12 protein-coding genes are annotated in these 13,951 nt (G+C 72.6%); 9 read left to right on the top strand and 3 right to left on the bottom strand.

Annotation, left to right across the window (positions count from 1 at the left end; all coding sequences use genetic code 11):
* The first annotated feature begins 6 nt into the window (after positions 1-6).
* The gene (locus tag ABT342_RS10715; protein WP_351570138.1) at positions 7-810 is read left to right on the top strand and encodes an NAD(P)H-dependent oxidoreductase; all 804 of its coding nucleotides are present in this window, start codon (positions 7-9) and stop codon (positions 808-810) included.
* Positions 811-952: 142 nt separating this feature from the next.
* On the top strand, positions 953-2,848 hold the full coding sequence (locus tag ABT342_RS10710) for a serine/threonine-protein kinase (RefSeq protein ID WP_351570135.1): 1,896 nt from the start codon (positions 953-955) through the stop codon (positions 2,846-2,848).
* Between the two features lie 149 nt (positions 2,849-2,997).
* On the opposite strand, the gene ABT342_RS10705 is transcribed toward ABT342_RS10710, so the two are convergent.
* Entirely contained in the window at positions 2,998-3,888 is an 891-nt protein-coding gene (locus ABT342_RS10705; RefSeq protein ID WP_351570132.1) for a S1 family peptidase, read from the bottom strand.
* 211 nt (positions 3,889-4,099) lie between these two features.
* Between ABT342_RS10705 and ABT342_RS10700 the strand changes: the two genes are divergently transcribed.
* The 4 genes from ABT342_RS10700 to ABT342_RS10685 all read left to right on the top strand — a co-directional run bounded on the left by ABT342_RS10700 (position 4,100) and on the right by ABT342_RS10685 (position 7,003).
* Entirely contained in the window at positions 4,100-4,669 is a 570-nt protein-coding gene (locus ABT342_RS10700) for a TetR/AcrR family transcriptional regulator (RefSeq protein ID WP_351570129.1), read from the top strand.
* Between the two features lie 51 nt (positions 4,670-4,720).
* A complete protein-coding gene (locus tag ABT342_RS10695) occupies positions 4,721-5,923 on the top strand; it encodes a GDSL-type esterase/lipase family protein (protein WP_351570126.1) in 1,203 nt (400 codons plus the stop codon).
* 284 nt (positions 5,924-6,207) lie between these two features.
* Positions 6,208-6,432 carry a DUF5133 domain-containing protein gene (locus ABT342_RS10690; protein ID WP_351570123.1) on the top strand — a complete coding sequence of 75 codons (225 nt, stop codon included), beginning with the start codon at positions 6,208-6,210 and terminating at the stop codon, positions 6,430-6,432.
* Between the two features lie 43 nt (positions 6,433-6,475).
* Complete coding sequence (locus ABT342_RS10685) at positions 6,476-7,003, top strand: nucleoside-triphosphatase (RefSeq protein ID WP_351570120.1); 528 nt, start codon at positions 6,476-6,478, stop codon at positions 7,001-7,003.
* Positions 7,004-7,145: 142 nt separating this feature from the next.
* On the opposite strand, the gene ABT342_RS10680 is transcribed toward ABT342_RS10685, so the two are convergent.
* Positions 7,146-7,499, bottom strand: coding sequence for an MmcQ/YjbR family DNA-binding protein (locus ABT342_RS10680; protein WP_351570117.1), 354 nt, complete (start codon positions 7,497-7,499; stop codon positions 7,146-7,148).
* Between the two features lie 127 nt (positions 7,500-7,626).
* Between ABT342_RS10680 and ABT342_RS10675 the strand changes: the two genes are divergently transcribed.
* The 3 genes from ABT342_RS10675 (at position 7,627) to ABT342_RS10665 (ending at position 12,981) form a co-directional block, all read left to right on the top strand.
* Entirely contained in the window at positions 7,627-9,684 is a 2,058-nt protein-coding gene (locus ABT342_RS10675) for a DUF4139 domain-containing protein (protein ID WP_351570114.1), read from the top strand.
* Positions 9,685-9,692: 8 nt separating this feature from the next.
* Complete coding sequence (locus tag ABT342_RS10670) at positions 9,693-11,282, top strand: mucoidy inhibitor MuiA family protein (protein ID WP_351570111.1); 1,590 nt, start codon at positions 9,693-9,695, stop codon at positions 11,280-11,282.
* A 475-nt stretch (positions 11,283-11,757) separates the two neighbouring features.
* Positions 11,758-12,981, top strand: coding sequence for a methyltransferase domain-containing protein (locus ABT342_RS10665; protein ID WP_351570108.1), 1,224 nt, complete (start codon positions 11,758-11,760; stop codon positions 12,979-12,981).
* Positions 12,982-13,071: 90 nt separating this feature from the next.
* On the opposite strand, the gene ABT342_RS10660 is transcribed toward ABT342_RS10665, so the two are convergent.
* On the bottom strand, positions 13,072-13,653 hold the full coding sequence (locus ABT342_RS10660) for a hypothetical protein (protein WP_351570106.1): 582 nt from the start codon (positions 13,651-13,653) through the stop codon (positions 13,072-13,074).
* Between the last annotated feature and the right edge of the window lie 298 nt (positions 13,654-13,951).

The raw sequence follows: 13,951 nt of genomic DNA, 5'->3' as shown, positions 1-13,951 counted from the left end.
AGCGGCATGATCGAAGCCACGCCGCAGCAGGAACAGCAGCAGAAGAAGATCCTCGTCGTCAGCGCCCACCCGGAACCCCGTTCGCTCAACGCCGCCCTCACCACCTTCGCGGTCGAGCACTTGCGCGCGGCGGGGCACGACGTACGGGTCTCCGACCTCTACGCGATGAAGTGGAAGGCGACAGTGGATGCCGACGACTTCCCGGACCATGTCGCGGACCGGCGGCTCAAGGTGATGGACGTCTCGGAGCGGGCCACGCTCGCGGGGCGGCTGTCGCCGGACGTCGCGGCGGAGCAGGAGAAGGTCCGCTGGTCGGACGCGGTGATCCTGCAGTTCCCGATGTGGTGGTTCTCGGTACCCGCGATCCTGAAGGGCTGGATCGACCGGGTGTTCACCAGCGGCTTCGGCTACGGCAAGGCAGTCCCCCCGCCGTACAGCGAGGGCGCCTTGGCGGGGCGGCGTGCCCTGGTGTCGGTGACGGCCGGCGCACGGGAGTGGTCGTTCTCCGACCGGGGCATCCACGGGCGGCTGACGGATGTGCTCCACCCGGTGCAGCACGGACTGTTCTGGTTCACCGGCATGGCGCCGCTCGAGCCGTTCGCGGTGTACGACGCGAACGACCTGCCGGATGAGCCGTTCGAGGCGGCGAAGCGCGCGTACGGGCTCCGGCTCGACGGGCTCTTCACGGACGAGCCGGTCGCGTTCCGGTCGCTCGTGGGCGGCGACTACGACCGCGACATGCGGCTGCTGCCGGGCGTGGAGGAGCCGGGGACCGGCGGACCGGACCTCCACGTGCGCCCGCGCGGCTGAGCGGCGGCAAGCGTCCGCGCCGGGAGTCGACGTCCTGTCGTCGCTCACCGGCGAGCTCCGCCACCGGGCTGCCATCCGTCATCGGACTCGCTCGAAACCCCGATAGTGTCTCGGCCAGTTACATGACAAGCATCAAGGCGCCATGGGAGTCGGGAACGTGCAGACGGGTGCGGGGACGGGGACAGGTGCGGGCACGGGGACGTTCCAGCCGCTCGAGGACGACGACCCGCGCACCGTCGGTCATTACCGTCTGGTGGCGCGGCTCGGGGCCGGGGGCATGGGACGTGTCTACCTCTCCTACACCCCCGGCGGACGACCTGTCGCCGTGAAGGTGATCCGCCCCCAACTCGCCGACGACTCCGACTTCCGCCTCCGGTTCCGCCAGGAGTTCGCCAACGCCCGCCGTGTCCAGGGCGTGTGCACCGCGCCGGTCCTCGACAGCGACACCGAAGGGGCCGTGCCGTGGCTCGCCACCGCATACGTTCCCGGTCCGTCCCTCGCGGAGGCCGTCAAGGCACACGGACCGCTGCCCAAGGAGACGGTGCTGCTGTTGACAGCGGGGGTGGCCGAGGCGCTGCAGGACATCCACCGTGCCGGGATCGTGCACCGCGACCTGAAGCCGTCGAATGTGCTGCTCGCTCTCGACGGGCCCCGCGTCATCGACTTCGGAGTGGCGCGCGCCGTGGACGCCACCGCCCTCACCCAGAGCGGTTCCGCCATCGGGACGCCCGCGTTCATGGCGCCCGAGCAGGCACTCGGTGGGGAGATCACCGGCGCGGCGGACGTGTTCGCGCTCGGGCAGGTCACCGCCTTCGCCGCGACAGGTGCGGGCATGTTCGGCGACGGGCCCTCGCACGGGGTGCTGTACCGCATCGTGCACGAGGAGCCGCGACTCGGTGAACTTCCGGACTACCTGGCGGAGTTGGTGGCGGGCTGCCTGCGGAAGGATCCGGCGCGGCGGCTGACCCCGGCCGACGTCATACGCCTGTGCGCCGCCGCCGATCCGCAGGGGCGTCTGCGCCGCTCCGAGAGCTGGCTGCCGACATCGGTGGCGGGTCAGCTCGCGCAGCACGCGGTGCGCGAACCGCAGTCGCCGTCGCAGCCCCAGGCCGAGGCGCAGGACCAGGACCAGACCCAGGACAAGCCGCAGCCGCAGCCGCGAGCGTCCCGGGCGGACACGATGGCCCTGCGCGTTCCGCGACCGGCCGACCTGAGTCAGCAGGGCGCACCGCACTCCGCGCCGACCCTCCCCACCCGCGGGGAGCCCGCGCCGCGCCGCCGTACCCAGCGGTGGTGGGGGCTGGTCGCTGGTGGGGCGGTCGTCCTGACCGCGGCCACGGTGACCGGCGCCCTGTTCCTGTCCGGGGCCTTGAACTCCGGCGAGCGGGCGGGCGGCGCGAACGGACGGGCAGGGCAGCCTCCGAGCCCCACGGCGGGGCAGCCCACCACCGGTTCCGCTCACCCGTCCACATCGGCGTCGCCATCGCCGTCACCGTCGAAGAAGCCCACGGAGGGGGCGTCCCCTTCCTCGTCCCCCACCCGTGGTGCCCCGTCCGCCTCCGCCGAACCGACCACGCCACGGACGCCGGCCGCGTCCGACAAGCCGGCCGGGACGGCCGACGCCCAGCCGGCCTCCGTCACCTACGTCGGCATGCGTATGACGGGCGCGCACGACCTGTACCTGAGCGACCGCCCCGTCCGCGCCAAGGCGGATACGGGCACGAGCGACGAGGACTTCACGTACGCCGTGTACAAGTCCGGCGCCGTCGTGGCCCCCGGATCCACCAGCCGGAGCCAGCTGACCCGCCTGGCGCCCCGTGCGGCGGGGACGCTGGATTCGTGCCTCGCGCAGAGCGGCAGCGAAAAGTACGTGTGGGTGAGGGACCTCGCTGTCGGCGACCGGCTGTGTGTGATCAGCGGAAGCGGCCACGTCGGCCTCATCACCTTCCGCGGCACGGCGCCCTCGCCGGACACGACGGACCACATCACGGTGGACGTCAGGGTCTGGCGCGACGCGACGAACCCGGTGGGCGGCTGACCGGCCGACCGGTCCCCCGGGCACGCGCCCGTGCGCATCGGACCGCGGTGGCCGCATCCGGTCCCGGGAGGAACCCGGAGGCGGCCACCGCGCCGCGTGCTCGACCTCACCTCACGCGCATCAGAAGTGACGCGACGTCAGGGTCGGTGTCAGCGGCCGAGCTTCTTCTTGAGCCGCTTGCCCTCGGGTGACTCGGCGAGGGTGTTCCACAGCTTGGCCGAGCTGGTGGAGGCGTACACGCCCGGGGCACCCTGCTCGGCGCAGCCCTCGCCGTACGACACGATGCCGATCTGGTACGTACGGCCCGACACCTTGCGGAACAGCGGACCACCGCTGTCACCCTGGCAGGAGTCCTTGCCCTCGACACCGGCGCAGACGTTGACGGCCTTGTTGTATTCCGGGTAGGTCGCCGTGCACTCGGGGTGCGAAAGCAGCGGCACGTTCACGCCGCGCAGCCGGTCGGGGAAGGTGGGCAGCTCGGTGTTCGTGTTGCCCCAGCCGATGACCGTGGCCTGGGCGCCGGGACGCAGGAGGGCGTCGGTACCCAGGGTCGGCAGCTTGACGGCGGCAATGCCCGTGACCGGCTTGGCCAGTTCGAGCAGAGCCAGGTCGTACGCCTCGTCCCCCTTGAGGTAGCGGGGGTGCGAGACGATGGTGTTCACGTTACGGAGCTGTCCCTGGCGCTTGTTGGACAGCACGGTGCGGCCGACGGTGACTTCGATGTCCTTCGCGTCGGTGCCCGTCACACAGTGGGCGGCGGTCAGGATGATGTCGGGGCTGAGCAGGCTGCCGCCGCAGAACTGGCGCTTCTGGGCGCTGCCGGGGCCCTTGGTCAGCAGGGCCGCCATCCAGGGGTAGGCGTTGTCGGGCTGCTGAACGCCACCGATGATCCTGGCGCCGGGCTTGGCCCGCTCGTCGGACGACGCCGCCTGGGCCGTGGCTGTGGTGACGGCCGACGCGACCAGCGCCAGTGCCGCGCTCGACGCGAGGCCGACGGAGGTTATCCGGCGGGCACGGCGACGGGGCAGGGAAACTCTCATGGGGGGTTGGTCTCCACTTCTCGGAATGACGCCAAAGGTCCGGACTTTTGGGGTCGTTGGCCCTTCGGCACTTGCCGTGCTTCCAGACCGGGAAACGACCGCGAAGGTTCACTCGCCGCCGGAAATTGGTTCAGCGCGTGGCGCCGGACACAGATTTGCCTAAAGGTATTAGGTAAATGCATAATCGACTCCGGCGAACGGGAGGAGGGCCATGGCACGCGTAGGACTGACCGTGGAGCGCCTGACCCGGGCCGGGGCTGAACTGGCCGACGAGGTCGGCTTTGACCAGGTGACCGTCTCGGCGCTCGCCAGGCGCTTCGACGTCAAGGTCGCGAGTCTGTACTCGCACCTGAAGAACTCCCAGGACCTCAAGACCAAGATCGCCCTGTTCGCCCTGGAGGAGCTGGCCGACCGGGGCGCCGCCGCCCTGGCCGGGCGGGCCGGCAAGGACGCCCTGGCCGCCTTCGCCGACGTCTACCGCGACTACGCCCGGGAGCATCCCGGCCGCTACGCGGCGGCTCAGCTGAGGCTCACCCCGGAGGCGGCGGCCGCGAGCGCCGGTGTCAGGCACGCACAGATGACGCGGGCGATCCTGCGCGGCTACGACCTCACGGAGCCGGACCAGACGCACGCGGTCCGGCTGCTGGGCAGCGTCTTCCACGGCTACGTCAGCCTGGAGATGGGGGGAGGGTTCAGCCACAGCGCCCCCGACACCCAGGAAACCTGGTCGCGGATCGTGGACGCCCTCGACGCCCTGCTGCGGAACTGGCCCGCGCCCTGAACCGGCCGGTCAGCAACCCCTGCTCAACGGATGAGGACAAGCCCTAAGGCCATGAACCCCAGGAATGCCACGCACACCACGCACCACTGGATCACCACGCCCATCAGCTCGGACATCCTGCGCGGCGCCCTCGACCTGGAACACACCGCGCACGGCGTGCTGCCGCACCGGCTGCCCGCGCGGGCCCGCGCCCAGTGCAGCGACGGGCAGCTCGCCATGGCGGAGGCCCAGCCCTCCGGTGTACGGCTGGCCTTCCGCACCCGGGCCACCGCCGTGGAAGTGGACACGCTGCCCACCAAGCGGATCTACGTCGGCGCCCCGGCCCGCCCCGACGGCATGTACGACCTGCTCGTAGACGGCCGCCCGGCCGGCCGGGCAGGCGTGGCCGGCGGCAACACCCTGACCATCGACATGACCACCGGGACCGCCGAGCACCGGCCCGGCCCTCCCGGCACCCTCCGCTTCACCAGCCTGCCCGACCGTGTGAAGGACGTCGAGATCTGGCTGCCGCACAACGAGACCACCGAACTCGTCGCCCTGCGCACCGACGCGCCCGTCGAGGCCGTGCCGGACCGGGGCCGCAAGGTATGGCTGCATCACGGCAGTTCGATCAGCCAAGGCTCCGACGCCGCGAGCCCCACCACCACCTGGCCCGCACTCGCCGCCTCCCTCGGCGGCGTGGAACTGATCAACCTGGGTCTGGGCGGCAGCGCCCTGCTCGACCCGTTCACCGCCCGCGCGCTGCGGGACACCCCCGCCGACCTGATCAGCATCAAGATCGGCATCAACCTGGTCAACACCGACCTGATGCGCCTGCGCGCCTTCACTCCCGCCGTCCACGGCTTCCTCGACACCATCCGCGACGGCCACCCCTCCACTCCGTTGCTGGTCGTCTCGCCCATCCTGTGCCCCATCCACGAGGACACACCGGGTCCCAGCGTCCCGGACCTCACCGCCCTGAGCACCGGCCGGCTGCGGTTCCGGGCCGCGGGCGACCCGGCGGAACGCGCGAGCGGGAAACTGACCCTGGGCGTCATCCGGGACGCGCTGGCGCGGATCGTGGAGCAACGGGCGCCCGAGGACCCGAACCTGCACCATCTCGACGGCCGCGACCTCTACGGCGAGGCCGACTTCGCCGAAATGCCGCTGCCCGACCAACTCCACCCGGACGCCGCCACCCACCGCCGCATCGGCGAACGCTTCGCCGAGCTGGCCTTCACCGCCAACGGCCCCTTCACGGACCACAGTTCCTGAATCCCGCGGTGCGGCCCCTCAGCTGTCGCGGGCCCGGGGTCAGCGGTCGGCGATGTCCTCGCGAAGGCGGCCGTGTACGGCGGCGGGCCGGTCGGGCTCATGGCCGCCCACTCGGCTCTGCTGCCCTGCGCGAAGAAGGTGTTCGTCGTCGATGGTTGATTCGCCAACAAGCGTGACGGAAGGCGGGGACCAACAATGGTGAGGCGCGGCCTCCGCCATTCGGGTGCCGCGCGTTCTCGCCCTTGTCTGCTGTCGTACCGACACCTCTCAGGGGAGGTAGGGACATGCTGATGCCCAGTGCGTCCGAGGTGACCAAGGTTCTTCGCAGATACCGGCGGCAGGAGTGCCGGATGCTGCGTGATCCGGCCAACCCCAAGATCAGCGCGTCCTTCAGGGACACCGCCTACACCTTGTGCGTCCTGATGGACCGGCGAACGGCGCTGGAGGCCGTCTGGCGGGCGGAGGAATATCTCAGGGAACTCCGTACAAGGCCGGCGGCAGCCGAATGAACACCCGGCGCACTTGCCACCGGGGTGGTGCCGAGGTCGGAACATGGCGACGAGGATCCTGCTCGAAGGGCGCCCTGGCGTGGGCAAGACGACCGCTGTGCGGCGGCTGGCCTCCCTGCTGCGCACCCGTATGCCCGTCGGTTTCACGACGGAGGAGATCCGGGAGGGCACCGCCCGGGTCGGCTTCGCGCTGGAGACGCTGGACGGCAGGCGGGCCGTGCTCGCACATGTCGCCTTTCCCGGACCGCCGCGCGTCGGCCGCTACGGTGTCGATCCGCGCGTCATGGACGAGCTCGCGCTGTCGGCCCTCGCCCCGCTGTCACGGAATCCGGCGCCGGGGGACCTCGCGCTCGTCGACGAGTTGGGCCGGATGGAGCTGTCCAGCTCCGCGTTCCGGGAGACCGTGGGGGAACTGCTCGCGGCCGACATCGACGTCGTCGCCACCGTGCACGCGCACCACGACCCGTTCACCGACGCCCTCAAGCGGCGCGCCGACATCGAACTGGTCCAGGTGACGGTCCAGAACCGCGACGCGCTGCCCGGGGAACTGGCGGCGCGGCTGGAGTCGTGAGGCTCTCGTCGCGCGCGACCGAGGGCACCGGACCGGTGCCGAGGAACCCGATGTGGCGAGCCTCGACACCGCTCCCCCACGGATACGGGGAGGTGCGGTCGCGCCCGGCTCCGAGACATGAGCCGGAACGCGGAGGGCCCCGCTATGCCGGGGGCCCGAGGTCCGGGTGGGCCTTGAGCAACCCTGGCGGAGCCGCCTGGCGCCAGGAGTCGACGACGATCGCACGGAGTTCGTCCGCGTCGTCGAGGGCGGCCAGGCGCACCCGCACCCAGGCGGAGGACGCCTCGTGGTCCGCGACCCAGAACTTCTCGGGCTCGGCGAGGACCAGCTCGTCGCGCTCCTGCTTCGGGCAGCGGACGGCCATCGACATCTCGTCGTCGGGCAGGGTCAGGAACATCTTCCCGGCGACCCTGAAGGTGGGCATGGACCAGGCCTCCTTCTCGGTCGTGTCGGGCAGGGCGAGGGCGAGTTCACGGACTTCGTCGGACGTACACACACCCCGACCGTACGACAGGCCACTGACATCGGGCCGCGATGCGGACGCAATGCGGATGCGACGGGGATGCGCCGACCGCTCGGGCGTAGGCTTCGCTCAGCACGGACGCGGCCGGGGGGCGGAGCACATGACGGCGGAGACAGCACAGAGGTGGGGATCGACCCTCGATTCGGTCGTGGTGTACGCGCAGGGCGCCCTCTGCCGCCGCCTGGCCCGGGGCAGCGTGCCGCCGGACGGCCGGGTGCGGGTGACGGGACTGCCCCGCTCGCTGGACCCGGGATCGCTCCGGGCCCGGGTGCTACGCGCCCCCGGGGTGCGCGTCACCCAGGCCCGGGTGGAGGTCGAGGCGGAGCCGCTCGACACCGGCGCCCCCGAATCGTTGCAGCGCGAGGTCGAGCGGCTGCGCGACGAGTACGCGGCGGCGCAGGGCCGCCGGGACCGGCAACTGAGCCTGATCGAGGAGGTCAGGGCACTGCACCCGGTCCCGCCCGCCCGCAAACGCGAGGACCCGCACCGCCGCACCCCGGTCGACGCCTGGCTGGAACTCGCCGACTTCGTCGACGAGCGGCTGACGGGACTGCACACCCGTCTCGTCGAGCTGGAGGAGGCGCTGCGCCGCGTCGGGCACGAACTCGACGTCGCCACGGACCGGCTCGCCCGCGCCTCCACCGACGCCCCGTCAGCGCACGTCGGGACCACGGTCTGCGCGGTCCTGACCCTCGACGGCACCGGTGCCCCGGAGGTTGAGCTGGAGCTGGAGTACGGGGTGCCGGGTGCCGTTTGGGTGCCGGCGTACCGTCTCACCCACCGTCAGGGCGACGGCACCGGCCGCCTGGTGCTGCGCGCCTCGGTCGCCCAGCGCACCGGCGAGGACTGGACCGGCGTGCGCATCGCGCTGGCCACCGCCGACCTGCGGCGCCGCACCGACCTGCCGAGGCTCCGCTCGATCCGGATCGGACGCCGTCAGGCCGCCCCCGCACCGTCCGGCTGGCGCGAGCCCCCGGCGGGGCTCGCCGGCCTGTTCGCGGGGTACGACGCGGCAGGTCCTCGCCCTGACACGACCGTGGCACCCGCGGCTGTCGCGGTCGGTTCCGCGCCCGTGGCTGCCCCCAGCGGCCCCCTTCCGCCACCGCCACCACCCCCGGCGGTACCGCAGGGCTACGGCGGGCCGCCCCCTGCGCGCCCGACACCCGGCCTCGCACCGCCGGCCCCCTCGCAGCCGTCGGGCAGGCCGCGTACCCGCGGCGGGTTCGCGGGTGCCCCCGCCGCCATGGCACCCGCGGCTCCCGGCGGGGCTGCGCCGCCACCGCCGGCTCCGGGAGGGGCGGCTCCGGCACCGGTGGCCGGTCCGCCGCAGCCGAGCGGCGCCGAGCTCGACTACGCCGCCCTCGTCCTGCGCGGCCCCGACGAGCAGATCGGTCGCCGAGGGCGGCTGTTTCCCGACGCCGCCTTCGATCCGGTGGCGGCCGAGCATCGCCGCCGTGCCGAGACGGTGGCCTCGCTGCCGTTGCCCGGGCACGCCGTGCGGCCCCGCGAGTCGGCGGGTTCCTTCGACCACCGCTTCGATGCCGCCGCGCGCGCCGACATTCCGTCGGACGGCACCTGGCACACCGTCACCGTCGCCGAGATCCCGGTCGGCCTGCGCACCCAGTACCTGTGCGTGCCGTCCGTGGAGCAGACCGTGTACGCGACGCTGGTGCTCTCCAACGCCACCGACCAGGCCCTGCTGGCCGGCCCGGTGGAGGTCACCGTCGACGACGACTTCCTGCTGACCGCCGCACTGCCCACGCTCGCGCCCGGCGGTGTCCGCCGGGTAGGGCTCGGGCCGGCCGAGAGCGTCCGGGTCACCCGCCGTACGAACCTCCACGAGTCGACCTCCGGCCTGCGCGGCAACACCACCGTGCTCGACCACCGCGTCCACGTGGAGCTGGCCAACCGGCTCGCGAGGCCCGTCACCGTCGAGGTCCGCGAGCGGGTGCCGGTCACCTCCGAACCGGACGTCCGGATCGAGGAACGGGCCGACTGGACGGCACCCGAGGACGGCGCGGGATCCGAACACCATGCCCCGGGCACCCGCGTCTGGCGGGTGGACCTGCCCGCCGGCGGCACCGCCGCCCTCGACGGCGGCTACGAGATCCGCATCCCGGCCGGCAAGGCCCTGGTCGGCGGCAACCGCAGGAGCTGACACACGCCATGTCCACCGCCCCGTCCACCGCCCCGGAGCTGATCGCCCCGAAGCCGATCGCCCTGCCCGTCACCGCCGTTACCTGCCTGGAGGATCGCGCCCATGTCGAGCGCGCCGTCGTGCTCGACCTGGAGGCCGGGGTCCAGCGGCTGCGTCTCGGGCCGGTCAGTGCGCTGGCCGTCGACCGTACGCTCCACGCCGAGCTGACCGCCGATCACCCGGCGACCGTGCTCGACGTGCGGATCGTCCGCAGCTGGACACCGCGCGGGCCGCTGCCGCCCACCGACGACGACTCCGCCCTGCGTCGGCGCGTGCACGCCCTCGAAGAGGAGCGGGTCGTCCTGGGGCAGCGCCGCGACCGGCTGCGCGCCCGCCTCGACGTGCTCGGCCGCCTCGCCGCCGATCTGCTGCGGGAGATCGGCGAAGGCGCCGGCTCCGGGGAGACCGAAGGGCCCCGCTGGGCCCGCGAACTGGACCGGGTCGACGAGGAGCGCGACACGTACGGCGAGCAGCTGCGGTCCGCGGAGGCCCGGTTGGCCGCCCTCACCGTCGAACTCGGCGAGGCCCAGCGGGCCATGGGCCTCTCCGAGGACGAGCCCGCCGAGCTGGTCGGCCACATCGAGCTGACCGTGGAGGCGGCAGTCGCCGGGCCGGTCGGGCTGCGCCTGAGCCACCTCACCCCGTGTGCGCTGTGGCGGCCCGCCTACCGCGCCGTGCTCGACGGGGACTCCCTGACGCTGGAGACCGACGCGATGGTCTGGCAGCGCACCGGCGAGGACTGGTCGGACGTACGGCTGACGTTGTCGACGGCCCGGTCGGCGCTGGCCACCGATCCACCGCGGCTGGGTGAGGACCTGCTGACGCTGAAGGACCGCTCCGCCGCGGAGCGCCGCACGGTCGACGTCGAGCTGCGCGAGGAGGAGATCGGAGATCTCGGCCCCGCCCCGGTGCTCGGCCTGCCGGGGGTGGACGACGGCGGCGAGGCACGGGTACTCGTCTCGCCCCGGCCGGTCTCCGTGCCGGGGGACGGCCGCGCCCACCGGGTGCCGCTCTCCTCCAGCACCTCGGCCGCGAGCAGCGAGTACGCCTGCTCACCCGAGCTGTCCCCGCTGGTCACGGAGGTGGTGCGGTTCACCAACGTGTCCGGCCACGCACTGCTCGCCGGGCCCGTGGACCTGGTCCGCGGCAGCGGATTCAGCGGCCACGGCACGCTGGACTTCGCCGCCCCCGGCGCCCCTGTCGAGCTCGCCTTCGGCAGCCGCGACGACTATCGGGTGGTCCGGCATGCCGAGGAGTCCCGCCACTCCGCCGGGATCACCCAGCGGACCGTGGTCACCCGCACGGTCCGGCTGCATCTGTCCCGGTTCTCCGCTCCCGGGGAGCAGGGCGAACGGGTGGTGGTCCTCCGGGAGCGAATCCCGGTCTCCGAGGTCTCGGCGGTGGAGATACGCCTGCGCGAGGAAGCCTGCTCCCCGGCACCCGACGCGCTCGATGCCGAGGGCATCGCCCGGTGGGACGTCACCCTCCCGCCCGGCGGCAACCGCACGGTCACCCTGGTCTACGAGCTGTCGGCGAGTGCCAAGGTCGCCGGGCTCTGAACTCGGCACGTACCACCCACCTCACCCACAAGCCACTGAGCGAAGTGGCATAAGCGGCGCTGAACAGCCCACTCCCTCGCAGATGCAGGCCATTGTGGCGGATTCACCTCTTGGATGATTAACTGCATCCACGCAGGCCGCACTGGCCTGTTTCCGTGCCCGGAACCAGTCGCCCCGCCGGGCGATCCTTGGTTGACTGGCACACGCACCGGCCCCGGGGCGGAGGAGTGGCTCTCGCCGCCCCAGGACGACCGGCAGATGGCCCCTGCGCGCCGATTGCGGTTTCGGCACGCAGGGGCTTGCGCGCTCCCCGGCCTCCCGCGTCCCACCCGCCCGCCTGCCCACCCACCCAGGCGTTGCGCCGACGCGGCATCCCACAGAGGGATACGGTCTGGCATATGCACCCCCCATGGGCGCATCCTTACGTATATGCCATCCGAAACGGCCAGGATGGCTCGAATGCGAGGAGCGAGAGATGCCGGTTGTCATCGTGCGGGACGCTTCTGCGGAGACTCCGCCCACCGTGCGCAAGGTGCTCGCCTCGGCAGGTCTGGCAACCCGCACGGTCCTGCTCACGGACAGCGAGGTTCCGAGCGCCGACCTCAGCGGGGTCGAGGGCCTGATCATCCTGGGCGCCCCCCGGTCCGCCCCACCGGACGGCGCCCTGACCGCGGGAACCCCCGACCCGGGTCTCGTGCGGGACGCCCTCGCCGCCGAGGTGCCCGTGCTGGCCCTCGGCTCCGGTGCACGGCTGCTGGCCGAAGGCGCGGGCACAGCCACGTACTCCCGCTCCGGCGCACCCGCCGCCGGCCGGACGGTGGAGCTCACCCCCGCCGCCCGCACCGACCCGATCTTCGGCGGGACCTCTCGGCTCTCCCCCTCGCTGCGGCCGGCGGCCGGTCCCCTGGAGCTGCCCGCCGGCGCGGTCGTGCTGGCCTCCTGCGACGGGTACCCGGAGCAGGCGTTCCGCATCGGCGTCAGCGCCTGGGGCGTGCGATTCCTCCCGCAGGACGGCAGCACGGAAGAGGAGTCGCCGACAGGGCCCGCTCTCGGCCCCTGGGGCGAGGAACTGCTCGGCCGGTTCGCGGCACTCGTCGCCACCCGCGCCGAACACACCACCACCCGGGCCTTCTTCACCCGTCGGGCGGACGCCTGGGAGGAGCGGTTCGCCTACCAGACCCCGGCTTACGAGGCCGCGGTCTCGCGCCTGGGACTGGCCCCCGGCGGGCGGGCGGTAGACCTCGGCTGCGGGACGGGACGGGCCATGCCCGCGCTCCGGGCGCAGGTCGGGCCCTCGGGTGGGGTCCTCGGCATCGACGTCACCCCGGCCATGCTGACGGCCGCCACCCGGCACGGCCGCACCCGCCACGGCCATCTGCTCGCCGCCGACTGCACCCGGCTCCCGCTGCCCGGCGCGTCCGTGGACGGCATCTTCTCGGCCGGGCTCCTCGACCACCTGCCGGACCCGCACACCGCCCTGCGGGAATGGGCCCGGGTCACCGTCCCGGGCGGCGTCCTGCTCCTCTTCCACCCCTCCGGCCGGGTCGAACGCGCCGCACGCCACGGCCGCCCCCTCGACCCCGACGACCTGCTCGCCGAGAGCAATCTCGCTCCCGCTCTCGAATCGACCGGCTGGCGCCTGGACGAGTACGAGGACGCCTCCGGCCACTTCCTGACCCGCGCCGTCGCGCGCGACTGACCTCCACCACAGTGGGGCGCGGGTCGAGAGAGGCACCGGTGAGGTTCCAGGGCCCGAAGTCCTGGAACCTCACGCCTTTACGGCCGCGCCTTACGACTCGATGGTGCGCTCGACCTTGGTGAGGCGGCACGTGCCGCCGCTGCCGTCGCCGGACCGGGGGACGTAGACGGCGGAGACGTCGAGGGTCTCCGTGGTGGCGGGACCGACCCACGGGATGGTGGAGTTGCTCTCCCGGAGCAGCGTGCCCTCGGGGTCCGTGAACTTCACGCTGAACTTGTACGTGTACCGCTCGGTGTCGCTGCTGTTGCGGGCGCTCACCGTGGCGACCATGCCGCGCGACGGGTCGTAGACGCAGGACTCGATCTTCACGTCATCCTCGGCGCGGGTCTTGGACTTGCCGCCGCCGGTACCGGAGATCGTGCCCGAGCTGGAGCTCGAACCGGAGGTGGAGCTGGAACCGCTCGTCGTGTCCCCCGAGCCCCCGGTGTACCCGGTGTCCCCGGTGGTCGAGCCACTGCTGCTCGAACCGTCGCTGCTGCCACCGCTCGACGAGGAGGAGGACGAGGACGACGAGCCGTTGTCGCAGCCACCACCGCTGGAGCCGCGGGCTCCGGTCAGGGCGACGACAGCGATACCGAAGACGGCAATGGCGCGGACATGACGAATCTTCACGTTTCAACCCCCGTTGAAAGTGTGGGTATGCAGGGAATGCGCCCGACGGATCTTGACGAGCGCACGTCACCCTAGCAGCGCGAGGCGCATCCTCTGTCCCCTGGTCCAGCCGTCCAGGCCGCTTCCGGAGGGCTGTCCGCATCCGGGCCACGGCCGCCCGCATGGTGGCGGACTCCGAGGTCGGTGGCGGGGCGATGAGTTTCGGGGGCGTGCGGAGTCCAACCGTTGAAGAGTCGGCCGTACGAGCCGACGGGCCTGCCCATCCGGCCGTCGTGCGCGACCGGCGGCCCGGTGTCAG

The organism is Streptomyces sp. NPDC000410 (genome assembly GCF_040300305.1).
Taxonomy (GTDB): domain Bacteria; phylum Actinomycetota; class Actinomycetes; order Streptomycetales; family Streptomycetaceae; genus Streptomyces.
This window is presented reverse-complemented; position numbering and strand designations above follow the sequence as displayed.